The sequence below is a fragment of the Streptomyces sp. NPDC028635 genome, assembly GCF_040637635.1.
Lineage (GTDB): Bacteria > Actinomycetota > Actinomycetes > Streptomycetales > Streptomycetaceae > Streptomyces.
In genome coordinates this window covers 154,157-178,454 of sequence record NZ_JBEZWX010000009.1, presented here as the reverse complement: position 1 = coordinate 178,454, position 24,298 = coordinate 154,157, and the positions used below count along the sequence as shown (strand labels likewise).

Sequence of the window (24,298 nt, the reverse complement as noted above, 5' to 3'; positions counted from 1 at the left end):
GACTGGCGCGCATGCAGCGTCCCTTGCGTATCGGCGAACTCGCCGCCGCCACCGGAGCGTCGCCGCGCGCCCTGCGCCACTACGAGCAGGCGGGCCTGCTGACGTCGGAGCGCGCCGCCAACGGCTACCGGCTGTACGACCCGGGCGCCGTCGTCCGGGTCCGCAACATCCGGCACCTGGTGGACGCCGGGCTGACCCTGGACGACGTACGCGTGTTCCTGCCGTGCCTGGACGCGGACGTGACGGCGTCCGCGCCGACCGGGCGCACGCTGGAGGTGGCGCTCCGGCGGCTGCGCGCGATGGACGAGCGGATCGCGGCGCAGATCGCGGTGCGCGACCGGCTCGCGGGCGCGCTGGACCGGGCCACCGGCGGACGCGTCCGGCCGGTGGCCTGAGCCGTCCCGGTCAGGAGTCCAGCACCGACGTCAGGAACTCGCCCACCCACGCCAGCAGTTCGCGTCCGACGAGCGGCTTGCCGCCGACCTTGGCCGTCTTCGGGCGCGGGACCAGCACCTGGTGCGTGGCCGGCTTGATGACGCTGCCCGGGTAGAGCCGCTTCAGGCGCAGCTCCTGCGACTCGCGCAACTCCACTGGCGCGAACCGGATGTTCGTGCCCTGGAGCACGACCTCGCCGACCCCGCAGGCCCGCGCGAGCATCCGCAGACCGGCGACCAGCAGCAGGTTCTCCACCGGCTCGGGCAGCTTGCCGTAGCGGTCGGTGAGCTCCTCGCGGACGTGCCGGACGTCCTCCTCGCTGTTGGCGGAGGCGATGGCCCGGTAGGCCTGCAGGCGCAGCCGCTCACCGGGTGCGTAGTCGTGCGGGACGTGCGCGTCGACCGGCAGCTCGATCTTGACCTCCAGCGGCGCCTCTTCCTCGATCTCGCCCGTCTCCAGCTGCCTGCGGTAGTCGGCGACCGCCTCGCCGACCATGCGCACGTACAGGTCGAAGCCGACGCCCGCGATGTGCCCGGACTGCTCGCCGCCGAGCAGGTTGCCCGCGCCGCGGATCTCCAGGTCCTTCATCGCCACGTACATGCCCGCGCCCATCTCGGTGTGCTGCGCGATGGTCGCGAGCCGCTCGTGCGCGGTCTCCGTCAGCGGCTTCTCCGGCGGGTACAGGAAGTACGCGTAGCCGCGCTCCCGGCCACGTCCGACGCGGCCGCGCAGCTGGTGCAGCTGCGACAGGCCGAAGGTGTCGCCGCGCTCCACGATGAGCGTGTTGGCGTTGGCGATGTCGATGCCGGACTCGACGATCGTCGTGGAGACCAGCACGTCGAACTTCTTCTCCCAGAAGTCGACGACGACCTGTTCCAGCGCCGCCTCCGACATCTGCCCGTGCGCGGTCGCGATCCGTGCCTCGGGCACGATCTCACGCAGGCGGGCCGCGGCCCGGTCGATGGACTCCACCCGGTTGTGGATGTAGAAGACCTGGCCCTCGCGCAGCAGTTCACGCCGGATCGCCGCGCCGATCTGCTTCTCCTCGTACGGCCCGACGAAGGTGAGCACCGGGTGCCGCTCCTCCGGCGGGGTGGTGATCGTCGACATCTCGCGGATGCCGGTGACCGCCATCTCCAGGGTGCGCGGGATCGGGGTCGCGGACATCGTCAGCACGTCGACGTTCGCGCGCAGCTTCTTCAGCTGTTCCTTGTGCTCGACGCCGAAGCGCTGCTCCTCGTCGACGATGACCAGGCCGAGGTCCTTGAACTTGGTCTCTGAGGAGAACAGCCGGTGGGTGCCGATGACGATGTCCACCGAGCCGTCGCGCAGGCCCTCCAGGGTCGCCTTCGCCTCGGTGTCGGTCTGGAAGCGGGAGAGCGCACGCACGTTCACCGGGAACTGCGCGTACCGCTCGGAGAACGTGCCGAAGTGCTGCTGCACCAGCAGTGTCGTCGGGACGAGGACGGCGACCTGCTTGCCGTCCTGGACGGCCTTGAACGCGGCCCGCACCGCGATCTCGGTCTTGCCGTAGCCGACGTCGCCGCAGATCAGGCGGTCCATCGGGACCGTCTTCTCCATGTCCTCCTTGACCTCGGCGATGGTGGTGAGCTGGTCCGGGGTCTCGGCGTAGGGGAAGGCGTCCTCCAGCTCGCGCTGCCAGGGCGTGTCGGAGCCGAAAGCGTGCCCCGGGGCGGCCATGCGGGCGCTGTACAGCTTGATCAGGTCGGCGGCGATCTCCTTGACGGCCTTCTTCGCGCGCGCCTTCGTCTTCGTCCAGTCGGCGCCGCCCAGGCGGTGCAGCGTGGGTGCCTCGCCGCCGACGTACTTGGTGATCTGCTCCAGCTGGTCGGTGGGGATGTACAGCCGGTCGCCGGGCTGGCCCCGCTTGGCGGGCGCGTACTCGACGACCAGGTACTCGCGCGTGGCGCCCTGCACCGTGCGCTGCACCATCTCGATGTAGCGGCCCACGCCGTGCTGCTCGTGGACGATGTAGTCGCCCGCCTCCAGGGTGAGCGGGTCGATGGTCTTGCGGCGCCGCGCGGGCATGCGGGCGCCGTCCTTGCCAGCCGCCTTCTGCCCGGTCAGGTCGGTCTCGGTGAGCACGGCCAGCTTCAGGCCCGCGTCGACGAAACCGTTGTCGATGCAGCCGCACGCCACGTGCACCAGGGACGGGGACACCTCGCCGAGGTCGGCGTCGAGGCGGGCGGCGATGCCCTCCCCGCCGAGCACCTCGACCGTGCGCGCGGCCGGACCGTGGCCCTCGGTGACGTACACCGTGCGCCAGCCGTCGGCGAGCCAGCCCTTGGTGTCGGCGAGCGCCCGCGCGGTGTCGCCGCGGTAGGCCTCGGGGGCGTGCATGCCGAGCTTGAGGGTGTCCGCGTCCAGCTCGGCGTCGGCGGCGAACGGCGACACCGACCACCACATCATGTCCAGCTCGCGGGCCCGGTCGCGCACGTCCGCGATGGACCACAGAGAGGCCGCGCCGACGTCGATGGGCGCCTCACCGCCGCCGGCCGTGGCCGCCCAGGACGCCTGGAGGAACTCCTGGCTGGTCGCCACCAGGTCCGCGGCGCGGGAGCGCACCCGCTCGGGGTCGCAGACGACGGCCATCGCGCCCTTGGGCAGCACGTCGAGCAGCAGTTCCATGTCGTCGACGAGGACCGGGGCGAGGGACTCCATGCCCTCGACCGCGATCCCCTCGGCGATCTTGTTCAGCAGTTCGCCGAGTTCCGGGTGCTCCTCGGCGAGGGCACGCGCGCGGGCCCGGACGTCCTCGGTGAGCAGCAGCTCACGGCAGGGCGGCGCCCACAGTCCGTGCTCGGCGACCTCCAGGGAGCGCTGGTCGGCGACCTTGAAGTAGCGGATCTCCTCGATGTCGTCGCCCCAGAACTCCACCCGCAGCGGGTGTTCCTCGGTGGGCGGGAAGACGTCGAGGATGCCGCCGCGCACGGCGAACTCGCCACGCTTCTCCACCAGCTCCACGCGGGTGTACGCCGCCGCCGCGAGCGCCTCGACGACGGTGTTGAGGTCGGCGCTCTGCCCGGTTCGAAGGGCCACCGGTTCGAGGTCGCCGAGGCCCTTGACCTGCGGTTGCAGCACCGAGCGCACGGGGGCGACGACGACGGAGACCGGGCCGGTCTCGGGGTCGTCGGGGCGGGGGTGGGCGAGGCGGCGCAGGACGGCGAGGCGGCGGCCGACGGTGTCGCTGCGCGGGCTGAGCCGCTCGTGCGGCAGGGTCTCCCAGGAGGGGTACTCCACGACGCCCTCGGACGGCAGCAGGGAGCGCAGCGCGGCCGCCAGGTCCTCCGCCTCACGTCCGGTCGCGGTCACCGCGAGGACCGGGCGGGCGGCCTCGCGGGCGAGCGCGGCGATCGTGAAGGGGCGGGCCGCCGGGGGGCCCACCAGGTCGACGTGCATGCGGTTGCCGTCGGTGGCCGCCGAGATCGCTTCCGCGAGGGCGGGGTCCTTGACGACGGCGTCGAGCAGACCGTGCAGGCTCATGGAGGGGCTTTCCGTCCTGGGGTGGGCAACGCAAGCAGCCCGGCGCGGTGAGCGGCCGGGGGTGTCCAGCGTACGACTTGCCCGCACCGAACGCCGGGGGCTGTGGACGACGCGGGGGGCTGTGGACGACTCCGGGGGCCGGTGAGGCGGCGCCGGGGGCCCGGTGAGGCGACACCGGGAGGCCGGTGAGGCGACACCGGGAGGCCGGGTGAGGCGACACCGGGACGCGCAACCGGTGCCGGAGGACACCCCTGGAGAACTGGGCGTCAGGGCCCACGCCGGCGCCGGGAAGCCCCCCAAGGCTTCCCGGCGCCGGCTGATCGCCCCCGTGACCCCCGTCCACGGTGGCCGTTCGGGTCAGTCCGTCGCGATGGCGTTCAGGACGTTCATGCGGCCCGCGCGGAAGGCCGGGACCAGGGCGGCGAACAGGCCCACGAAGGCCGAGCCGACGAAGACCGCGGTGATCGTCGGCCAGGGGATCTCCAGAACCTTCAGCCCCTCCAGGGCGAGCAGCTTCTGGGCCGTGGCGCCCCAGCCCATGCCCAGCCCCAGGCCGAGCAGGGCACCGAAGAGGGCGATCACCACCGACTCGAGGCGGATCATCCGGCGCAGCTGGCGCCGCGAGAGGCCGATGGCACGCATCAGGCCGATCTCCCGGGTCCGCTCGACCACCGACAGCGCCAGGGTGTTCACGACACCCAGGACCGCGACCACGATCGCCAGGGCCAGCAGGCCGTAGATCATGTTGAGCAGCTGCCCGATCTGGTCCTTCAGCGCCTGCTTGTAGTCGGTCTGGTCGCGCACGGAGTACTGCGGGTAGTCGTGCAGCGCCGACTTCAGCGCCTTGTAGGCGGTGTCCTGCTGCCCGTCCTTGGCGGTGGCGAAGAGCAGCATGTCCAGCGGCATCTTCTCGGCCGGCACATATGCGGACACCGTCGCGATCGACGCGTACATCGCGCCCTTGTCGATCACCACGTCGTCGCTGGTGATCGCGCGGACCGTGAGCCGGGCCGTCGTGCCGTCCCGGAAGGCGACCGCGACCGTGGAGCCGAGCTTGACGCCGTGATCCTTGGCGAACCCCTCGAAGACGGACATCGAGCCGGGCCGGTAGGCGTCCTCGAGGCGGCCGGCGACCGTCTTGGTGCGCACGTCCTGCGCGTAGGTCGGGTCGGCGGCGTTGATGGTCTCCTTCTTCGTGGTGACGCCGTCGGGCGTGGTCAGCGTGGCGTCGAGGACCTTGTACTCGGTGACCCGCTCGAGACCGGGCACGGCCTTCGCCGCCTTCACGGCCTGCGCGGTGATCCGCTGCCCGCTGTCGGACTGGACGATGAAGTCCGTGCCGACGCTCTTGTCGAGCTCGTCCGTGGCGGAGGCCACCATGGAGGAGCCGACCACCGACAGGCAGGCGACCAGCGCCAGCCCGATCATCAGCGCGGCACCCGTCGCCCCGGTGCGCCGCGGGTTGCGCAGCGCGTTGCGCTCGGCCATCCGCCCGACCGGCCCGAAGACCCGCAGCAGCAGCGCGCCGAGGACCCGGACGACGACGCCGGCGAGCAGCGGGCCGACGACCACGAACCCGATCAGGCTCAGGACCACGCCGAGCCCCAGCCACAGCGAGCCCTCGCTCGCCTTGTCCGCGTGGGCGGCGACGTACAGGCTCGCGCCGCCCGCACCGGTCAGTACGACGCCGAGCACGCCGCGCACCAGGCCCGCCTTGACGTCGGCGGGCGTGCCCGCGTCGCGCAGTGCGGCCATGGGCGAGATCTTCCCCGCGCGCCGGGCCGGCAGATAGGCGGCCAGGACCGTCACCACCACGCCGAGCACCAGGCCGACCACCGGAGTGGTCCAGGCGACCGTGAGGTCGTCGGTGGACAGGTGCATGCCCATCCGGCCCATGAGCTTCATCAGCCCGACGGCGATGCCCACGCCCGCCGCCGCGCCCAGCACCGAGCCGACGACGCCGAGGAGCAGCGCCTCGATCAGCACCGAGCGGTTGACCTGCTTGCGGGAGGAGCCGATGGCCCGCATCAGGCCGATCTCCCGGGTGCGCTGGGCGACCAGCATGGAGAAGGTGTTGATGATCAGGAAGATGCCGACGAGGAAGGCGATCCCGGCGAAGCCGAGCATCGCGTACTTCATGACGTTCAGGAAGCTCTCGACGCTCTTCTGGTTGGCGTCGGCGACCTCCTTGGCGGTCTGCACCTTGTAGCCCGCGCCGAGCCCGGCCGCGACGTCCTTCTTCAGCTGGTCGTCGCCGACCCCGGGGGCGGCGGTGACGTTGACGTTGGTGTAGACGTCGCGCTGTCCGACGAGGGTGTCCTGCGCGGTCTTCGTGTCCAGGTAGAAGATCGCGGCGCCGGGGTTGGTGACCTGGAACGCGGCGACCCCGGAGATCTTCGCGGTGTGCGTGCCGACCGCGCTGATGACGCCGATGTCGTCACCGAGCTTCAGGTGGTGCTTGTCGGCGGTGTCCTCGTCGACCATGACCTGGCCGGGCCCGTGGGGCGCCGCACCCTGGGTGATCTTCATGGTGCGGGCGTCCTGGCCGTTCCAGCTGCCGACGATGGTCGGGGCGCCGGAGGACGGCGACAGGTTCTCCTTGCCGGCGTCGACGACGGTCACCGAGGTGGAGAACACCGTGCCCTCGGCGGCCTTGACGCCGTGGACGCGGCGCACCTTCTCCAGCACGGAGGCCGGCATGACCGGCGGCTTGCCGGTGTCGGACGTGGTCTCACCGGTGTCCGAGGCGCCCTGGGCGGTGACGGTGACGTCCGAGGAGGTGGCCGCGAACAGCTTGTCGAAGGTGGTGTTCATGGTGTCGGTGAACACCAGCGTCCCGCACACGAACGCCACCGACAGCAGCACCGCGACCGCCGACAGCGCCATGCGGCCCTTGTGCGCGAAGAAGTTGCGCAGGGAGGTCTTCAGCACGGTCATGACGTGCGCCCCCGGGCGTCGAAGTCCTTCATCCGGTCGAGGACCTGGTCGGCGGTCGGCTGGTACATCTCGTCGACGATGCGGCCGTCGGCGAGGTACAGCACCCGGTCCGCGTAGGAGGCGGCGACCGGGTCGTGGGTGACCATGACGATGGTCTGGCCGAGTTCGGTGACCGAGCGGCGCAGGAAGCCCAGCACTTCGGCGCCGGCGCGCGAGTCGAGGTTGCCGGTCGGCTCGTCACCGAAGATGATCTCCGGCCGGGCGGCGAGCGCCCGGGCGACGGCGACGCGCTGCTGCTGGCCGCCGGAGAGCTGGTTGGGCCGGTGCTTGAGCCGTCCGGCGAGCCCGACGGTGTCCACCACGCGCGCCAGCCACTGCTGGTCGGGCTTGCGGCCGGCGATGTCCATCGGCAGCGTGATGTTCTCCAGCGCGCTCAGCGTCGGCAGCAGGTTGAACGCCTGGAAGATGAACCCGATGCGGTCCCGGCGCAGTTGGGTGAGCTTCTTGTCCTTCAGCCCGGTGATCTCGGTCTCGTCCAGGTGGATCTGCCCCGACGTCACGGTGTCGAGCCCGGCGAGGCAGTGCATCAGCGTGGACTTGCCGGACCCGGACGGGCCCATGATCGCGGTGAACTGCCCGCGGGCGATGTCCACGTCGACGTGGTCCAGCGCGACGACCCGGGTCTCCCCCGCCCCGTACGCCTTGACGACCTGTCGCGCCCGTGCGGCGACGGCCGTTGTCCCTCCAGTGCCCCCGTGCCTGGGAATGGTCACAGCCGAAGTCACGGTATGTCTCCTATATCGGTCGGCAGAATCGACGAGCGTGTCCGGTACGTCGCGTCCGGCCCTGCGTGGTTACGGGTTCGAGTCTCGCGGGCGGCAGGGGTGCCGCGCGCTGGTGTGGGACCCCGTCTTCGGGCGGGGGATAACCCCACCCCGACGGTTCGGTCAGCCGCTCCCCGGCGGCGTGAAGCCAGACTAGGGACGGCAGCCCGGCCCGCTCGTCCTCCGGCGGGACGAACCCTCCCCGGGCCGTAGTACGGAGGAACCCCTAGGGGCACTCCACCGCCGGGTGGAGTGGCCCTGGGGGTCGCTCTCCACCCTCAGGTGCACCCAGGCTGCGCCCTGCCGTCGCGTCAGGGTCAAGTGGGAAGCTGTCCCCGGCAGATAGCTGCAAGGGGCACGGACACGTGGCACGGCGAAGGGGCACCCGGTGGACACTGCGAGACCTGCGATACGCGACGGCGTCGTCCGGCGGCCGGGCACCCGGCAACGGGCGGCGGTGGTCGCGGCGCTGATGCTGGCGATGGCGCTGGCCGCCCTGGACTCCACCGTCGTCGCCACCGCCGTACCGCAGATCGTCGGCGACCTCGGCGGCTTCTCCGTCTTCTCCTGGCTGTTCTCCGGCTACCTGCTCGCCGTCACGGTCACCCTGCCGGTGTACGGCAAGCTGTCCGACACCTTCGGCCGCAAGCCCGTCCTGGTCGCCGGCGCCGTGGTGTTCCTGCTCGGCTCCCTGCTGTGCGCCTTCGCCTGGAACATGGGCGCCCTGATCGCCTTCCGCATCGTGCAGGGCCTGGGCGGCGGCGCCCTGCAGGGCACCGTGCAGACGCTCGCCGCCGATCTGTACCCGCTGAAGGAGCGGCCGAAGATCCAGTCGAAGCTGTCCACGGTGTGGGCGGTGTCCGCGATCGCCGGACCGGGCCTCGGCGGGGTGCTCGCCGCGTACGCCGACTGGCGGTGGATCTTCCTGGTCAACCTGCCCGTCGGCACGGTCGCGCTGTGGCTGATCGTGCGTCACCTGCACGAGCCGCAGCGCGAGATACGGTCCCGCGCGCGCGTCGACTGGGCGGGCGCCCTCGCCGTGTTCGCGTGCGGCGGGGTGCTGCTGACCGCGCTGGTGCAGGGCGGCGTGGCCTGGCCCTGGCTGTCACCGCCGTCCGTCGCCCTGTTCGCGGCGGGGCTCGCGCTCGCCGTGGTCGTCGTCCTCGTCGAACGCCGCGCCGCCGAGCCGATCATCCCGGGCTGGGTGTGGCGGCGCCGCACCATCGCCGCGGTCAACCTGGCCCTCGGGGCGCTGGGCCTGCTGATGGTCGCCCCGTCCGTCTTCCTGCCCACCTACGCCCAGTCGGTGCTCGGGCTCGGACCGGTCGCCGCCGGGTTCGTGCTCTCCGTGTGGACGCTGACGTGGCCGGTGTCGGCGGCCCTCAGCCAGCACGTGTACCGGCGGATCGGCTTCCGCAACACCGCCATGCTCGGGATCGGCGCCGCCACGCTGATCCTGCTGGCGTTCCCGCTCCTGCCGTATCCCGGCGCCGCCTGGCAGCCGACCCTGCTGATGCTGACCCTCGGCGCGGCCCTCGGGCTGTTCCAGCTTCCGCTCATCGTCGGCGTGCAGTCCACCGTGGGCTGGGCGGAGCGCGGCACCACCACCGCCTCCGTGCTGTTCTGCCGGCAGACCGGCCAGACCATCGGCGCCTCCCTCTTCGGCGCCGTCGCCAACGGCGTGCTCGCCGCCCGTCTCGGGGGCGCGGGCGACCTGGACTCGGTCACGCGCGCGTGGGAGGCGGGCAGGGCACCGGAGGCGGTACGGCACGCCGTCGCCGAGGCCGTCCACTGGGTGTACGTCGGCGCGGCCTGCGCGGCGGCACTGGCCTTCCTGGTCCTGCTGTTCCTCGCGCCGCGCCGCTTCCCGGTACTGACGGACTGACGACGCGGCGGGAGAGAAAGCGGACTGACGGCTCCGCAGGGCAGAAACAGGAAGCGGCGGCCACCGGGGCCGCCGCTTCCCGTCTGCCGTTCGCCTCGCCGTCAGGCGCCGAGGTAGACCGCCGGGGCCTGCTTGGCCGCGCCCACGAGGTGGTTGCTGAACGTGCCGTCGCCGTTCAGCACGACGATCGTGTCGCCGTCCTGGGCGGCGGTGGCGGCGCTGCCTGCCGGGACGGAGCGCACCGGGCCGGGGTGGCCGGCGCGCACCAGCTGGACGGCCCACACGCCGCTCCTCTTGGAGAGCTTGGCGAGGACGCCGTTCGGCAGCCTGTAGGTGCCGGTCTTCTTCTGGGCGTTGACGCTGCCGCTCCAGCTGTACCCCTGCCCGGCCGGGGTGAGGGCGAAGTAGACGCCGTTGTGCTGGCCGCCGGCGGTGGCGCCCTTGGCGTGCAGCGTGCCGAGGGAGTCCTGGCGGTGAACGTCCTCGCCGCGGTAGTCGTGGGCGGTGATGCGGTAGATCTTGAGGTACGAGCCGTCGACGGCCTTCACCGTGCGCACCAGCGTGCCGACCTCGCCCTTCTCGGGCAGCCGGTGCTTGTCGACACCGCCCTTGGTGGCGATCTCCAGCATCGGCCGGGCGGTCCCGGCGCCGGTCAGCCGGTAGGTGCGGCCGCCCAGCACGGCGGTGGTGTGGCCCCGGTCGAGCTTGGCGAGGACGCGGCCCGCCCAGCCGTCGGTCTGCTGCCACTTGGCGGACACCGCGCGCAGCCAGACCTCGGGGCCGCCGTCGGAGGGGACGTTGCGCAGGACGGCGAGGGTGCCCGGCGCGACGTACAGCTTGTAGCCGTCGTAGCGGGCGTCACCGCTGGCGGGGGCCGGGGTGGCGGCCCGCGCCGACGCGGTGGCGACCGCGTGGGAGCCGGCCGCGACAGCGGCGGAGGCGGGCAGCGCGACCGCGCCGAGGAGGGCGACGGTGGCGACGGCGGTACGGAGGGCGGTGCGCATGACGACTCCAGTGGAGCTGGGGCGCGAAGGGCGCCGGTGGAGGTGGAGGAAGAGCCGGATGCCGCCTGCTCGGTCGGGTGAGGCCGCTGCGAACGGGGTGGCTGTGACGTCCACCTTACGGATCATGACGCCGCGGACGTGTCCGCTCCCTGTCACAGGTCCGTGACAGCGCGTACTGGTAAGCGCATACCGACCGGCCAGTTCGGCGAAACAGCAGCGTTCCGGAGTACGCGCTAGTAACGTGCGTCCCCCGCTCCACCCCACTCCCTGCGGTCCGCCCTGCGGACCCGAGCCACGCAAGGAGCACCGGGATGTCCTACGACCCGTCCCCGTCGTACACCCCCCACCCCTGGCGGCCCTCCCCGCCGCCGTCCCACCAGCCCGCACACCAGCCCGCACACCGGCCCCTCGGCCACCACAGCGACCTGCGGGTGCTGCGCAGCGCCTACCGCTGGCAGCGGCGCACCGCCACCCTCACCGCGCTCGGCTACTTCACGCTCTTCCTCCTGCTGTCGGCGTTCGCGCCCTCGTTCATGACGCGCACCGTCGCCGGCGGCCTGCCCGCCGGGCTGCTGCTCGCCCTGGTTCAGCTCCCCGTCACCTGGCTGGCCGTGGCCGTCTACGAGCACACCGCCCGGCGCCATGTCGACCCCCTCGTCGACCGCATCCGCCGGCAGGCCGACGTGGACGGCAAGCGGGAGGCGGCGCGATGACCCACTTCAGCGGCAACGCCCAGACGATGTCCCTGCTGGCCTTCACGGCCGTCGCCACCGTCACGCTCCTGCTGTGCGTGATGACCGGCCCCGACGGCGACGACCTCGACGAGTTCTACACCGGCTACGGCTCGCTCTCCCCGCTGCGCAACGGCCTGGCCATCGCCGGTGACTACATCTCCGCGGCGAGCGTGCTCGGCACCGGCGGTGTGATCGCGCTGTGCGGCTACGACGGCATCGTCCTCGCCCTCGCCACCGCGCTGTCCCTGATGCTGCTGATGTTCCTGCTGGCCGAACCCCTGCGCAACGCGGGCCGGTTCACCATGGGCGACGCGCTCGCCCGCCGTATGCCGGGCCGCGCGGTGCGCATCACGGCGAGCCTGGTGACCCTCGCCGCGCTGCTGCCGCTGATGCTGGTGCAGCTCGCCGGCACCGGGCAGCTGCTGGCGTTCATCCTGGGCTTCTCCAGCGACGCGCTGAAGACCGGCGTCATCATCGGACTGGGCGCGCTGATGATCAGTTACGCGGCGATCGGCGGGATGAAGGGCACCGCCCTGATCCAGATCCTGAAGATCGTGATGCTGCTCGGCTCCGGCGCGGTGGTGGCCCTCCTGGTCCTGAACCGCTTCGACTGGGACCTGGCCGCGCTGTTCGACGCGGCGGCGGCCAAGAGCGGGGCCGGGCCCGCCTTCCTGCACTCCGGGCTGGAGTTCGCGGGCGGGGCGAGCCCCCGCCTCGACATGATCACCTCGGAGCTGACGGTCGTCCTCGGCGGGGCGTGCCTGCCGCACATCACCATGCGCATGTACACCGCCTCCAGCGCCCGCCAGGTGCGCCGCTCGATGTCCTGGGCCGTGTCGTGCGTCGTGCTGTTCGTGCTGGTGGTCACGATCGTCGCGGTCGGCGCCACGGCCCTGCTCGGCCGCGCGGCGATCGCCGGGGCCGACCCGCGCGGCAACACCGCCTATCTGCTGGGCTCGCGCGCGGTGTTCGGCGCGGACGCCTCCTACGCCGAGACCCTGCTGTTCACCACCGTCACCACGGCGATCTTCCTGACGGTGCTCGCCTCCGTCGCCGGGATGATCCTCGCCTGCGCCAACTCCCTCGCGCACGACGTCTTCGCCACGCGCGTGCGGGAGATGTCACCGCGCCGCGAGATGCTGCTGGCCCGCCTGTCCGCGCTCGGCGCCGGCGTCCCGGCGATCCTGCTCGCCGCCCAGGTCCAGCACCGCAGCCTGCAGCCGCTGGTCACGCTGTCCTTCTGCATCGGCGCCTCCGCGCTCGCCCCGGCCCTGGTCTACAGCCTCTTCTGGCGCCGCTACACCCGCGCCGGACTGCTCGCCACGCTCATCGGCGGCACCCTGTCGGTCCTGCTGCTGATGCCCGGCACCAACCTGGTCTCCGGCTCCCCCGTCGCCGCCTTCCCCGAGGCGGACTTCAACTGGTTCCCGTTCACCACGACCGGCCTGGTGACCATCCCCCTGGGCTTCGCCCTCGGCTGGGCCGGCACCCTGCTGTCCGGCCGCCGCACGGCACAGGAACAGCGCCACCAGTACGAGGCCGTGGAGGGCTGGATCCTGGCCGGCGCGGTCCGCCGGGGCGGGTGAGGGACGGCTGAGGGGCCCTCAGGCGGCGGCGTACCCGGTCTCGCCCGCCTTGCGGCGCTGCATCTTCGTCAGCTGGACGGCGAAGTACACGGCGGCGGCCGCGGCGGCGATGTTCAGGGCGTCGCCGATCATGTACTGCCCGATGGCGCTGCGCAGCGCCGCCAGGTTCTCGGTTCCCCAGTACCGCGTGCTGGAGAACCGGTCGAAGAGGATGCCGCAGACGAACAGGCTCCACCACAGGGTCACCGGCCAGGTCCGGATCGCTCGATACGTCTCCCCGACGGCCGGTAGCCGCGCGGCGGCGTACCACATGTCGATGGCGACCTGGTACGGCAGCCACAGATTGCCCACCGGGACCGCCCACGCCCCGATCGCCCAGCCCGGACCGTTGCGGAACCGGTCCGGGCCCAGGGGAGCGGTGGCCCGGCGCATCAGGAAGAACCAGACCACGAACGCGATGGCACAGGGCAGGTAGGCCTCGACCCGCCACTGACGAGCCGTCAGATAGAGGTCGTAGGTGTCCAGCAGGTGCTGCCGGTCCGCGAAGAGGAAGCCCTCGTCACCACTGATCGCGCCTCTCAGCCGGACCGCCGTGAACAGAGCGAAGAGATCGGCCAGGACGACGACGGCGAGCCCTGCCACGGCGGCGATCAGCGGACCCCGCCCGGACGGAGCCGCACCTCGGGGCAGCGCTGGACGCAGGTGAAGCTTTTCGGCAGCGGACATAGTGTGGCAGGCCCCCCCGGGCGGGATGTCGACGGAACGTGCCGCGACACGGCGCGGCCGGGGAACGATACCGCTCCCGGCGCCCGGTGCATGACAATCAGACGGGCGACGGGGCGCCCAACGTCCCGGCCCCCGCCCCGCCTTCCCCGGACGCCCGCCGCCGGCCTACTCCACGAGCCGGCTCGTCAGGGCGTTGAGGCTCTCGCGCATGCGGTCCATGTGGGCGCACACCTCGTCCCAGTGCTCCCCGTGCTCGCGCAGGACCTGTTCCGTCTCGTGCGCGATGCGCTCCTCCTCCAGGCGGGCCTCGGCCAGCACCTCCGCCGCCCGCACGCGGGCCGCGTCCTGGCAGCGGCGCGCGGCGGGCTCCGCGTCGACGAGCGCCTGGCGGGCCTCCTCGAGCGCCGCCTCGGCGCGGGCGACGAGGGTCGCGTGATGGGCGTCCAGCGCCGCCGCCCGCTCGGCGGCCTCCCGCTCGGCCCGCTCCCAGCGTTCGATGTGCCCCTGCTCCTGCTCGGCGAGCATGACGGCAGCACGCTGCCGCTGCTCGCGCAGCGCGGACAGCTCCCCGCCGCGGGCGGACTTGAGCGTGCGGCGGGCCAGTACGCGGATCTCCCCGGCCTGGGCACGGGCCGCCAGCAGGCGCTGCCTGGCCTGCTCGTCGGCGGCCTCGCGCACCGCGTCCGCCTCTTCCCGCGCCGCCCTGAGCACCTCCTCGGCGTGCGCCTCGGCCCGCGCGACCTCCTCCTGCGCCGCGCGCCGCGCGCCCTCCTGCACGGCCTCCGCCTCCTCGGTCGCGAGCTGGAACACCCGGTGCGCGCGCTCTCCCAGGTCCTCGTACGTCTGCGGCCGGAGCGCCGCGACCGTCTCGCGCATCCGCAGCGCCTCGCCCTCCATCTCCTTGGCGAGCACCGTGAGCCGGGCCGCACGCTCCCACGCGGCGTCCCGGTCGTCGGCGATCGCCGCGGCGAACGCGTCGACCTGTTCGGGGCGGTACCCCCGCCCCTTGACGGTCACGAAGCCGTACGGCGACGACGATGTGCTGCTCATCCCGGAACCTCTCTCCGCCGAACGGACCCGAAAAATGATGATGTGGCGCACATCTTGAGGTACTGCACAGAAATGTTCATAACGCGACACTCCGGACAAACGTCACGGTCGCCGAAAGAACAGAAAGGGCCAGAACAGCAAAGGGCCGGTCCTGATCTCTCGATCAGAACCGGCCCGTCCGGCCGAAGCCGGGCCTCTACCGACGCAGCGTCAGAGCAGTCCGTCCCACATCTGCTCCAGCAGCACCGACCACCAGCTCTCCGGCGACGCCAGCGCCGCCGGGTCGAGCGCCGCCAGCTGCGCCTGGAAGTCCACCGTCCAGCGGCCCGCCTGCTCCTGGTTCAGCCCGTACCGCAGCCGCCACATCCGCCCGAGCAGCGCAAGGCACCGCTGGAACTCCGGCAGCCCGGTGTTCACGAACTGCGGCGGCACCGGCGCCCCGCCCGGACCCGCCTCCACCGGCACGGCCACGATGTTCGCGGTGCCGTACTGCACACACAGCGCCCGGCCGAAGTCGGTGCCCATCACCAGGTACGAGCCCGCGTCCGACGCCGGCTGCACCCCGCGCTCGGCCGCCAGCTCCGCCAGCGTCGGCACCGGCCGACCCGGCTGGGCCTGCGCCCAGAAGAACGGGCCCAGGTCCACCGGCAGACCCGCCACCACCAGCGAGTGCGCCACGATCGGCGGCACCCCCTGCCGGGACACCGCCTGCTGCTCGAACCGGAAGATCCCCGGCCCGAACGCCGCCGCCAGCTCCTGCGCGATCCCCTCCGGCGGGATCGGCGGCACCGGCTGCACCGGCGGCAGCGGCGCCCGCACCGGCGCCGGCCGGGCCGGGCCGTCCGCGACCTGGTGCAACTCACCCTGATGGGCGAGCAACTGCTGCATGCCCTGCTGCCGGCTCGCGTGATCCGTGCCGTACGGCGCGATCGAGGTGATCCGCGCCTGCGGCCACTGCTCCCGGATCATCCGCGCGCAGTACGCGCCCGGCAGCTCGCACGACTCCAGCTCCGTGTGCAGCTCCAGCACGTTCGCCGGCGGCACGTTCATGGCGCGCAGCTCGTGGAAGATCTGCCACTCCGGGTGCGGGGTGCCCGCCGCGGAACGCCGGATCAGCTGCTGCTCCGAGCCGTCCTGCGCCCGGTAGCGCAGAACGGCCTGGTAGCCGGGGCCGACGGTCGGCTGACCGGGGACCGGCTGCGGGAAGCCGGGTACCGGGCCGGCGGGCGGGGGCATCGCGCCGGGCGGCATCGGCTGCGGCGCTCCGGGCGGCGCCATGCCGGGGGCGCCGGGGGCGGGCGGCGGAGGCGGAGGCGCGCCCGGGCCGGACACCGGGGGCGCGGCCAGCATGGTCTCCGCGTGGTGCACGGCACCGCGCGCGCCACCCGCCGAGGCGTGCGCACCGGGAGCACCGGGCGGCGCCGGGGTGCCCGGAGCACCCGGGGCGCCCGGAGGCTGCGGGGCACCCGGACGGCCCGGGTCGGCGAACATCGTCGCCGCGTGGTGGACACCACCGGGAGGCGTACCGCCCGGAACGCCGGGAGCACCCGGAGGCTGCGGAACGCCCGGAGTACCCGGCGCGCCCGGAGACTGCGGAGCGCCCGGACGGCCCGGGTCGGCGAACATCGTCGCGGCATGGTGGACACCGCCCGGCGGGGTGCCGCCGGGCGTCCCCGGAGCGGCGGGGGGCTGCGGGGCGCCGGGCGCGGCCGGCTGCGGGCCGTCGGGGCCGAGCGAGGACACCATCTGCGTCGGCACGTACCCGCCCGCCGCAGGCGCGGCCGGCGGCACCGGTCCCGCGCCCGCCCGCGCGCCGGGAGCCCCGGGGGCACCCGGCGGAGGCGGCGGGGTAGCACCGCGCCCACGCCGCGGAGGCGGCGCGGCCTTGCTGGTCGCGGCGTCCGCGATGTCACCGGGGCTCGACGGCGCCGACGGCGCACCGGCAGCGCCACCGGCGTGCGGCGGCGTGGCGGCCCCACCCGGAGCGGCCGGAGCACCGGGGCCACCCGCAGCACCGGCGGCACCGGAACCCGCCGGCGCGCCGGGAGCACCGGGCCCCTGCGGATAGCCGTACGACGCGGCGCCCGGCGGCACCGGCGGCGTACCGCCCGTACCGCCCTGCGGATAGCCGTACGAGGGGGCGTCCCCCGGCGGCGGAGGCGTGACGGCCGGCCCGCCCGGGCCCTGCGGATAGCCGTACGACGGCGCACCCGGCGGCACCGGCGGCGTACCGCCGGACGGTGGGGGCGTGCTGCCGGACGGCGGGGGCGGTGTGCTGTCCGGTGCCGGCCCGCCCGGTTGCGTGATCGCCGGGGCGACCGTCGTGCGCGGGAGCCCGCTGCCGCCCGACATCAGCGCGGTCTTGGCCTCCGGCGGCGCCACCGGCCGCCGGTCCTCGCCCGCGTCGCTCAACGGCGGCGCGAACACCGTCTCCGGCAACGGCACCGAACGGTCCTCACCGGCATCCGCGTTGGTGTCCGTACCGGCCCACGGCGTGGCCCCGGCCGGCACACCCTGCGTCTCGGCGACCCGCCCCGCGCCCGGCGTCCCGGCGGTACCCGGCGTCCCGGCGGTGCCCGGCGCGGCCGTCGCGCCCGGCGCGTCGGCCGCGTCCCGCGCACCCGGCACCCCGGACCCCGCCCCGGCCGACGCGCCCAAGGGCGTGTCGGACACCGGCGGTACGGCGGACACGCCGGTCCCCTCGGACCCCCCGGAGCCGTCCGCCCCCTGCGAACCGCCCCGGCGGTGATCCGGAATGCCCAGCTTGTCCGCCGCCTCCTGCAACCACTCCGGCGGTGTCAGCAGGAACGACGTCTGGTTCAGGTCCACCCGGGCCGCGGGCGCCGGCGCCGGTTCGGCCGCCGTGTCCGCACGGCCGTACTCCTCCTCGTAGCGGCGGATCACCTCGCCCACCGGCAGCGCCGGCCACAGCGTGGCCTCCCCGCTGTCCCGGGCGATCACCAGCCGCTGCCCGCCGCCGTCCGAGCGCGGACCGTCCGCCCGGTCCTCGCCCCACACCACGAACCCGAGGTCGAACTCCCGCACCCGCACCTCACGGTGCTGGTACGCGGGCACGTCCCCGTTGAGCCACTCCTCCGCGCGCTCCTGCGCCTGCGCGAACGTCACCATCGCGAACTCACTCTCCCGCGGAAGAAACCGGAACGGCACGCGCGAACCCGCCGTCCACCATCAGATTCGCCACGGTCTCCAACTCCGGCGGAGAACCCGCCAGTCGCGACAGGAAGACGTCGAAGTCGTCCCCGCACGGCAGCAGCAACCGCTCCACCCGCTCCGCCGGCGGCCACGACGGATCCACGTCCCGCGCGTCGTCGAACGCGCAGAACCACACCGAACCGATCCGCTCGCCCTTCACCTTCACGGCCAGCAGACCGCCCTGGACGAAACCCACGCCCAGATAGTCCTTCGTCAGATGGTCCCGCAGGCACTTGTTCACGTACACCAGGTCGTTGACCGCCGCCTCGTCCCGCACCGTGAAGAACGGCTGGTCCACCAGCAGCCCCAACTCCGCGTCCAAAGCCGTCCCCACCGGCGCACACCCGCCCGCCGCCTTCAGGAACGAGCGGTAGGCGCCCGGCAGCCGGTACCCCAGGTCCTCCTCGACCCCCTGCACCTGCTGCTCCGTCACCGCCACACCCGACTTCGGCAGCCCGAAGTGTGCCGGCCGCGTCTCCTGCAACGGCCGCGTACCCCGCTTGTCGTGGTCGACCAGGGCGGTCGCGATCCCCCCGTGATGCCGCAACAGCGCCTTCACCTCGACCGGAACCAGCTCCAGACGGCGCGAGCCCACCACGTGATGCCACGTCCAGCCGTGCGGCGTCGCCACGCTCGGCACCGTGTCCCACAGCTCGTGACCGCTCGCCGCCAGCGCCGCGTTCGCCGACACATAGTCCGTCAGCCGCAACTCGTCGACACCGAAACCCTCCGGCGGCTCCGCCACCTCCGCGGCCGCACGCGCGTAGGGCGAGAAGTCGGGGTACCCCCGCTCGTCCACCCGCACCCCTCTGGGATGACGAGCGGCCCGAACCGGATCCGGGAAGTGCACGACCTGCCCGGCGTATGCCGCGTTCGGCGGCGCGGCCTGCTGCCCGAGCCGACCTGTCGTCATGGCGGTTGCCCCCTGCGGCACTCTGTACGACCCGTATGACCACCCTTGGCCCACTACGGCCCGTATCCGACTGTCTCAACGGTCCTGGGCACGCCGACCGCGCCCATCACGGTGCCGACAGCCTATGCGGTACGACGACCCCGGTCACCGGCACCGGCCCCGCACCGGCAGCCACCCCTCCGCTTTCCGTGACCAGCCGTCACGCCCCTGTCACCGCACCGTCACAGCACACCCCGGCCCTGGCGTGTCACCCCGCCCCAGCTTCCGCACCCACCACACCATTTGGCACTCTGAGTCCTTCGGGGGATGCACGGGAGGGTAAGACGATCATGAACGCCACGCAGACGGGACCACACACCGCCGCCACCCCCACAGGCGACCCCCGCATCGGCTGGAGCAGCACCGACACCGGCCTGCCGCCCGCCCTCCGCCACCGCCGCGACGGCATACTCCCCACCGTCGCCGCCGCCCTCTCCGTACGCGGCGCCACCCTCACCGGCACCGCCGCCCGCGGCGACCAGCCCCCCGCCCTGCACCCCCTCGTCCAGGACTTCCTAGACGCCCTCACCAGCTCCCAGCGCGACCGCTTCACCGGACGCTGCGCCGAGACCATCCTCATCTCCCGGCACCTCACCACCGCCGACGCCGCACGCAGCAAACGCGCCGCCCGCAAACCCATGACCAACGGCGAAGCACGCAAAGCACTCAAGAACGCCAAACTCACCGCGCGACGCATCCGCGAGGACGGCGACCCCCTCCACGGCACCTTCGCCGAACCCTGCCGCGCCTGCACCGCCCTCAGCGCCCACTTCGGCGTCCGCATCGTCAACCCCGCCGCAGACGACTGACCCCGCCCGCACACCACCGCACCGACGAACCAGGGCAGATGCACACCGACCGCACCTCCTCCACCAAGCCCTCAGCTCCGTTCGAGCAGGGAGCAGCCCCACCCCGCTTCCCCGTCCCCGTCGACGCCACCCTGCGCGCCGCCGGCTGGCAACCCGGACGCTGGGACATCAAACAAGCCGAGATCTGGGCCGACACCCTGCGCGAACACACCTCACCCGCCGGGCACCGCCACACCGTCTTCCCCGCCGCCGTCGAAGCCTGGGCCGAATTCGGCGGCCTCACCCTCACCCCCGGCGGCCCCGGCCGGCAGATCGCCCCCGCCGCCCTCCACCTCGACCCCCTGCACGGCCTGCACATGGCCCGCACCCTCGGCGACCTCGGCCGCGCCCTCGACACCGACGTCAGCCCCCTCGGCACCGAGACCGACACCCAGGCCCTCATCGCCATCGACACCGCCGGCCGCGTCTACGCCCTCGACCACACCGGCGACTGGTACCTCGGCCCCGACGTCGACCAGGCCCTCACCGCCCTCGTCACCGGCACCCCGCCCGCACGCCTCACCACCGGCTGAGAACCCACCGGCGCCGAGCCCCCGCGGGCCGGGACCTACGGCGCCGGAAGCACCGCCGACACCCGGAAACCCCCCGCGTCCGTCGGCCCCGACACGAACACCCCGCCCAGCGCCACGACCCGCTCCTTCATCCCGACCAGGCCATTGCCCCCCGACGGCAACCGCGCCGACGACGCCGACCCCGCCTCCGGCGGAGGCTCGTTCTCCACCTGCATCGCGATCTCCGCCCCCCGGTACGCCAGCCGCACATACGTCTTCGCACCCGCCGCATGCTTGTGGACGTTCGTCAGCGCCTCCTGCACCACCCGGTACGCCGTCGCCTCCACCTCCGACGCACACGACCGCGCCTCCCCCTCGACGGACAGATCCACCACCATCCCCGCCGCCGCCGACTGCCCGACCAGCTCCTCGATCTCCGCCAGACACGGCCCCTCGGCCACCACATCGTTGTCAGCGGCCCGGGAAGCTGCCGCGGCGGCGGCCACCCCGACAGCCGCAAGCGGCACAGCCGCCCGCCGCGCCTCACCACCGCCGTCGGAACTGCGCAGCACCCCGAGCATCTCCCGCAACTCCGTCAGCGCCTGCCGCCCCATGTCGCCCACCAGCGCCGCGTTGCGCACCGCCTTCTCCGGATCCTTGCGCGCCACGGCCTGCAACGCCGCCGCATGCACCACCATCAGACTCACCCGGTGCGCGACCACGTCGTGCATCTCCCGCGCGATCCGCGTCCGCTCCTCGCCCCGCGCCCACTCCGCGCGCTCCTCCGCACGCTCCGCCAGCAGCTGAAGCTCCCGCTCCAGCGAGTCCGCCCGCTCCCGCAGGCTCTCCATCAGCCTGCGCCGCGCCCCCACGTACAGCCCCAGCAGCACCGGCGGCGCCGTCATCCCCAGCGCCATGCAGATGGACGCGAACGGAACGAACCAGTCCCCCACATCGCCGCTGTCCGCGGCCTGCCGCAACCGCACGAACGTCACGATCAGCATCGCCACCAGCGACATCCCCGCCAGCGAGGCGATGATCCGGCGCGGCAGCTCGGACGCGGCGAGCGTGTACAGCCCGACCACGCCCATCAGGAACCCCATCTGGGCCGGCGTGACCGCGATCGACACCAGCACCACGGCGATCGGCCAGCGCCGGCGCACCAGCAGCACGGCCCCGGCGAGAAACCCGAACACGACCCCCACGGACACCGGAACCCCGGCATCCCGCGCGAACGGGATCCCCTCCACGGCACACTCGACGGCGGACACCGCCGCGAGCCCCCAGTCCAGCACGGCGGAACGCCACCGCACCCACCACCACGGCCCGGTCCCGGCCGCCGCGTGCTCTTCCCCCGTCGTGGTCATGCCTCCAGCCTACGGGCGCCCCCCGAGCCATTTCCGGCGAGTTTCACCCCCGGAACGACATCCCTCGAACAGGTGAACGCGCACCCGTTTCCCTCCCGAATCCCCCATTCCGCCTGGACGGTATGGACATGGCACATACCCCTGGCAAGTACGCGGACTTCGAAGGCCTACGAGAACAGGCAACCGCCCTTCGACGGGCCGGCCTCAGCCGACGCCAGATCCGCGACCGGCTCCACATCGACAACAACGACATCCTCAACCGGCTCCTGGAAGGGGAGCCGCCCCCGGAATGGACGAAGCGCCCGAACGCCAAGGATGACCTGAGGGCCAAGGCCCGCGAGTTACGGCAGCAGGGCTGGACCTACGACCGGATCCAGCTGGAGCTGGGCTGCTCCAAGAGCTCGATCTCACTCTGGGTACGGGACCTGCCGAGGCCCGAGCCGCGGTACACACCCGAGGAGCAGCGGGCCCTCATGCAGGAGGGTCTGACCAGGCGCCGTGCGGCAGACCGGCAGCAACACGAGAAGAGCAAGCTCTCGGCGCGCATCGAGATCGGCGAACTCACGGACCGGGACCTGTTCATGATCGGCGTGGCCTTGTACTGGGCCGAGGGTGCCAAGAGCAAGCCGTACGACCGACGTGAGCGCGCGATCTTCGTCAACAGCGACCCAGGTGTGATCCAGGTCTACCTCGCGTGGCTGGATCTGCTCGACGTCGACCGTGAACGGCTGAGCTTTCGGGTGCTGATCCATGAGTCGGCAGACGTCGAAGCCGCCCAGCGCTACTGGGCGGACGTCGCCGAGGTGGACGTCTCGGTCTTCGCCAGGCCCACGCTGAAGAAGCACAATCCGAAAACGGTGCGCAAGAACATCGGCGACGACTACCACGGCTGCTTGGTCATCGGCGTGGCACGCAGCGCCGGGCTCTACAACCGCATCGAGGGCTGGTGGGACGGAATCGTTCTTGGCAGCCAGCCGGGCTCCGGTAAGGTCTGATGCGCTGTCCCCCGTGGTGTAACTGGCAGCACACTGGTTTTTGGTACCAGCAGGACAAGGTTCGAATCCTTGCGGGGGAGCTCACAGCGCGCAAGATAAGGGTTCGGGTCCTGACCGGTGACAGCACCGTCGGGACCCGCACTCATTTCTCCCGCCGAACGCCCCGGTATCCTGCGGATGTCCACCCCCTCCCCACCACCAGCCGAAGGGCACCCCCGTGAGCGTCATCCGCCCGGCCGCCGTCGTCGTACTCGCAGCGGGTGAGGGCACCCGTATGAAGTCGGCCACACCGAAGGTGCTGCACGAGATCTGTGGTCGCAGCCTCGTCGGTCATGTGCTGGCCTCCGCCCGTCAGTTGGACCCCGAGAACCTGGTCGTCGTGGTGGGGCACGCGCGGGAGAAGGTCACCGCGCACCTCGCCGGGATCGACCCCGCCGTCCGCACCGCCGTGCAGGAGCAGCAGAACGGCACCGGGCACGCCGTACGGATGGCGTTGCAGGAGCTGGGCGGGAGCGTCGAGGGGACCGTCGTGGTCGTGTGCGGGGACACCCCGCTGCTGACCGGTGACACGCTGGCGCAGCTCGCGGCGACGCACTCCGCCGACGGCAACGCGGTGACCGTGCTGACGGCCGAGATGCCGGACGCGACGGGGTACGGGCGGATCGTGCGGGACGACTCCGGCGCGGTGACGGCGATCGTGGAGCACAAGGACGCCTCCGAGACGCAGCGGGAGATCCGGGAGATCAACTCCGGGGTGTTCGCGTTCGACGGGGCGCTGCTGGCGGACGCGCTGAAGCAGGTGCGGACGGACAACAGTCAGGGTGAGGAGTACCTGACCGATGTGCTGGGCATCCTGCGGGAGGCCGGGCACCGGGTGGGGGCGTCGGTGGCCGCGGATCACCGGGAGATCGCGGGGATCAACAACCGCGTGCAGTTGTCGGAGGCCCGGCGGATCCTGAACGAGCGGCTGCTGACGGCGGCCATGCTCGGCGGGGTGACCGTGGTGGATCCGGCGAGCACGTGGATCGATGTGACGGTGACGTTCGAGCAGGACGCCGTGGTGCATCCGGGGACGCAGCTGACGGGTGCCACGCATCTGGCGGAGGGTGCGGAGGTCGGTCCGAACAGCCGGCTGCACGACACCCGGGTGGGTGCGGGGGCGCGGGTGGACAACACCGTGTCGGACGGGGCGGAGGTCGGTCCGGAGGCTTCCGTGGGTCCGTTCGCGTATCTGCGGCCCGGTACGCGGCTGGGCCGCAAGGGCAAGATCGGCACGTACGTGGAGACGAAGAACGCCGAGATCGGTGAGGGGACGAAGGTTCCGCACCTGAGTTATGTCGGTGACGCGACGATCGGTGAGTACACGAACATCGGTGCCGCGAGTGTGTTCGTGAACTACGACGGTGAGAAGAAGCACCACACGACGGTCGGGTCGCACTGCCGTACCGGATCGGACAACATGTTTGTGGCGCCTGTCACGGTCGGGGACGGTGCCTATACGGCGGCCGGCTCTGTGATCACCAAGGATGTGCCGCCCGGTTCGCTGGCCGTGGCCCGTGGTCAGCAGCGGAATATCGAGGGTTGGGTGGCGCGCAAGCGTCCCGGGAGCGCGGCGGCGAAGGCGGCCGAGGCGGCGTCCCGGGAGCCGGGCGGCGAGGGCTGACCGGAACAGGTGCGTCGAAGACGGCGTACCGTGATAAGTGCACACACCCGCACCCCCACCAGC

Annotated in this window: 17 protein-coding genes and 1 tRNA gene; 9 read left to right on the top strand and 9 right to left on the bottom strand. The window is 72.6% G+C overall.

Annotated features, from left to right (window positions below):
• Positions 1–23: 23 nt before the first annotated feature.
• On the top strand, positions 24–395 hold the full coding sequence (locus tag AB0E88_RS12930; RefSeq protein ID WP_361628667.1) for a MerR family transcriptional regulator: 372 nt from the start codon (positions 24–26) through the stop codon (positions 393–395).
• A 10-nt stretch (positions 396–405) separates the two neighbouring features.
• Here the strand turns inward: AB0E88_RS12930 and mfd are convergent, their stop codons facing one another.
• The 3 genes from mfd to AB0E88_RS12915 form a co-directional block, all read right to left on the bottom strand.
• Positions 406–3,939: a transcription-repair coupling factor gene (gene mfd / locus AB0E88_RS12925; RefSeq protein ID WP_361628480.1), complete on the bottom strand. Its 3,534-nt coding sequence runs from the start codon at positions 3,937–3,939 to the stop codon at positions 406–408.
• A gap of 357 nt (positions 3,940–4,296) precedes the next feature.
• Positions 4,297–6,876 (bottom strand): FtsX-like permease family protein, encoded by a 2,580-nt coding sequence (locus AB0E88_RS12920; protein WP_361628477.1) that lies wholly within the window; start codon positions 6,874–6,876, stop codon positions 4,297–4,299.
• Positions 6,873–7,661: an ABC transporter ATP-binding protein gene (locus AB0E88_RS12915; RefSeq protein ID WP_361628474.1), complete on the bottom strand. Its 789-nt coding sequence runs from the start codon at positions 7,659–7,661 to the stop codon at positions 6,873–6,875. Before AB0E88_RS12915 ends, AB0E88_RS12920 begins: the two co-directional genes overlap by 4 nt.
• Positions 7,662–8,088: 427 nt before the next feature.
• Between AB0E88_RS12915 and AB0E88_RS12910 the strand changes: the two genes are divergently transcribed.
• The gene (locus tag AB0E88_RS12910; RefSeq protein ID WP_361628471.1) at positions 8,089–9,585 is read left to right on the top strand and encodes an MFS transporter; all 1,497 of its coding nucleotides are present in this window, start codon (positions 8,089–8,091) and stop codon (positions 9,583–9,585) included.
• A gap of 101 nt (positions 9,586–9,686) precedes the next feature.
• On the opposite strand, the gene AB0E88_RS12905 is transcribed toward AB0E88_RS12910, so the two are convergent.
• A complete protein-coding gene (locus AB0E88_RS12905; RefSeq protein ID WP_361628468.1) occupies positions 9,687–10,589 on the bottom strand; it encodes a hypothetical protein in 903 nt (300 codons plus the stop codon).
• A gap of 311 nt (positions 10,590–10,900) precedes the next feature.
• On the opposite strand from AB0E88_RS12905, the gene AB0E88_RS12900 reads away from it, so the two are divergent.
• Positions 10,901–11,302, top strand: coding sequence for a DUF485 domain-containing protein (locus AB0E88_RS12900; protein ID WP_361628465.1), 402 nt, complete (start codon positions 10,901–10,903; stop codon positions 11,300–11,302).
• On the top strand, positions 11,299–12,909 hold the full coding sequence (locus AB0E88_RS12895) for a cation acetate symporter (protein WP_361628462.1): 1,611 nt from the start codon (positions 11,299–11,301) through the stop codon (positions 12,907–12,909). The genes AB0E88_RS12900 and AB0E88_RS12895 overlap by 4 nt, the downstream gene beginning before the upstream one ends.
• Positions 12,910–12,927: 18 nt before the next feature.
• Here the strand turns inward: AB0E88_RS12895 and AB0E88_RS12890 are convergent, their stop codons facing one another.
• The 4 genes from AB0E88_RS12890 to AB0E88_RS12875 all read right to left on the bottom strand — a co-directional run bounded on the left by AB0E88_RS12890 (position 12,928) and on the right by AB0E88_RS12875 (position 18,811).
• Positions 12,928–13,551, bottom strand: a complete 624-nt coding sequence (locus AB0E88_RS12890) for a DUF4328 domain-containing protein (protein WP_361628459.1) — start codon at positions 13,549–13,551, stop codon at positions 12,928–12,930.
• A gap of 249 nt (positions 13,552–13,800) precedes the next feature.
• Entirely contained in the window at positions 13,801–14,685 is an 885-nt protein-coding gene (locus AB0E88_RS12885; RefSeq protein WP_361628456.1) for a cellulose-binding protein, read from the bottom strand.
• Between the two features lie 210 nt (positions 14,686–14,895).
• Positions 14,896–17,814 carry an SUKH-4 family immunity protein gene (locus AB0E88_RS12880; protein WP_361628453.1) on the bottom strand — a complete coding sequence of 973 codons (2,919 nt, stop codon included), beginning with the start codon at positions 17,812–17,814 and terminating at the stop codon, positions 14,896–14,898.
• 7 nt (positions 17,815–17,821) lie between these two features.
• Positions 17,822–18,811: an SMI1/KNR4 family protein gene (locus tag AB0E88_RS12875; RefSeq protein WP_361628450.1), complete on the bottom strand. Its 990-nt coding sequence runs from the start codon at positions 18,809–18,811 to the stop codon at positions 17,822–17,824.
• Between the two features lie 329 nt (positions 18,812–19,140).
• Here AB0E88_RS12875 and AB0E88_RS12870 point away from each other — a divergent pair, with 329 nt between their 5' ends.
• Positions 19,141–19,659, top strand: coding sequence for a YwqJ-related putative deaminase (locus tag AB0E88_RS12870; protein WP_361628447.1), 519 nt, complete (start codon positions 19,141–19,143; stop codon positions 19,657–19,659).
• Positions 19,660–19,697: 38 nt separating this feature from the next.
• Positions 19,698–20,231: an SUKH-3 domain-containing protein gene (locus tag AB0E88_RS12865; RefSeq protein ID WP_361628444.1), complete on the top strand. Its 534-nt coding sequence runs from the start codon at positions 19,698–19,700 to the stop codon at positions 20,229–20,231.
• Positions 20,232–20,266: 35 nt separating this feature from the next.
• Here AB0E88_RS12865 and AB0E88_RS12860 read toward each other — a convergent pair whose 3' ends face one another.
• A complete protein-coding gene (locus AB0E88_RS12860; protein WP_361628441.1) occupies positions 20,267–21,577 on the bottom strand; it encodes a histidine kinase in 1,311 nt (436 codons plus the stop codon).
• 128 nt (positions 21,578–21,705) lie between these two features.
• Between AB0E88_RS12860 and AB0E88_RS12855 the strand changes: the two genes are divergently transcribed.
• The 3 genes from AB0E88_RS12855 to glmU all read left to right on the top strand — a co-directional run bounded on the left by AB0E88_RS12855 (position 21,706) and on the right by glmU (position 24,235).
• A complete protein-coding gene (locus tag AB0E88_RS12855; protein WP_361628438.1) occupies positions 21,706–22,572 on the top strand; it encodes a hypothetical protein in 867 nt (288 codons plus the stop codon).
• Positions 22,573–22,579: 7 nt separating this feature from the next.
• A tRNA-Gln gene (locus tag AB0E88_RS12850) sits at positions 22,580–22,652 on the top strand.
• Positions 22,653–22,789: 137 nt separating this feature from the next.
• A complete protein-coding gene (gene glmU, locus AB0E88_RS12845; protein WP_361628435.1) occupies positions 22,790–24,235 on the top strand; it encodes a bifunctional UDP-N-acetylglucosamine diphosphorylase/glucosamine-1-phosphate N-acetyltransferase GlmU in 1,446 nt (481 codons plus the stop codon).
• The last annotated feature ends 63 nt before the right edge of the window (positions 24,236–24,298 follow it).

Excerpts from the sequence above, each read along its gene's own strand:
- AB0E88_RS12885 (WP_361628456.1), bottom strand. The coding sequence starts at position 14,685 with ATGAGCAGCACATCGTCGTCGCCGTACGGCTTCGTGACCGTCAAGGGG.
- AB0E88_RS12920 (WP_361628477.1), bottom strand. The coding sequence starts at position 6,876 with ATGACCGTGCTGAAGACCTCCCTGCGCAACTTCTTCGCGCACAAGGGC.
- AB0E88_RS12905 (WP_361628468.1), bottom strand. The coding sequence starts at position 10,589 with ATGCGCACCGCCCTCCGTACCGCCGTCGCCACCGTCGCCCTCCTCGGC.
- AB0E88_RS12880 (WP_361628453.1), bottom strand. The coding sequence starts at position 17,814 with ATGGTGACGTTCGCGCAGGCGCAGGAGCGCGCGGAGGAGTGGCTCAAC.
- AB0E88_RS12870 (WP_361628447.1), top strand. The coding sequence starts at position 19,141 with ATGAACGCCACGCAGACGGGACCACACACCGCCGCCACCCCCACAGGC.
- AB0E88_RS12865 (WP_361628444.1), top strand. The coding sequence starts at position 19,698 with ATGCACACCGACCGCACCTCCTCCACCAAGCCCTCAGCTCCGTTCGAG.
- AB0E88_RS12860 (WP_361628441.1), bottom strand. The coding sequence starts at position 21,577 with ATGACCACGACGGGGGAAGAGCACGCGGCGGCCGGGACCGGGCCGTGG.
- AB0E88_RS12855 (WP_361628438.1), top strand. The coding sequence starts at position 21,706 with ATGGCACATACCCCTGGCAAGTACGCGGACTTCGAAGGCCTACGAGAA.
- AB0E88_RS12875 (WP_361628450.1), bottom strand. The coding sequence starts at position 18,811 with ATGACGACAGGTCGGCTCGGGCAGCAGGCCGCGCCGCCGAACGCGGCA.
- mfd (WP_361628480.1), bottom strand. The coding sequence starts at position 3,939 with ATGAGCCTGCACGGTCTGCTCGACGCCGTCGTCAAGGACCCCGCCCTC.
- AB0E88_RS12900 (WP_361628465.1), top strand. The coding sequence starts at position 10,901 with ATGTCCTACGACCCGTCCCCGTCGTACACCCCCCACCCCTGGCGGCCC.
- AB0E88_RS12895 (WP_361628462.1), top strand. The coding sequence starts at position 11,299 with ATGACCCACTTCAGCGGCAACGCCCAGACGATGTCCCTGCTGGCCTTC.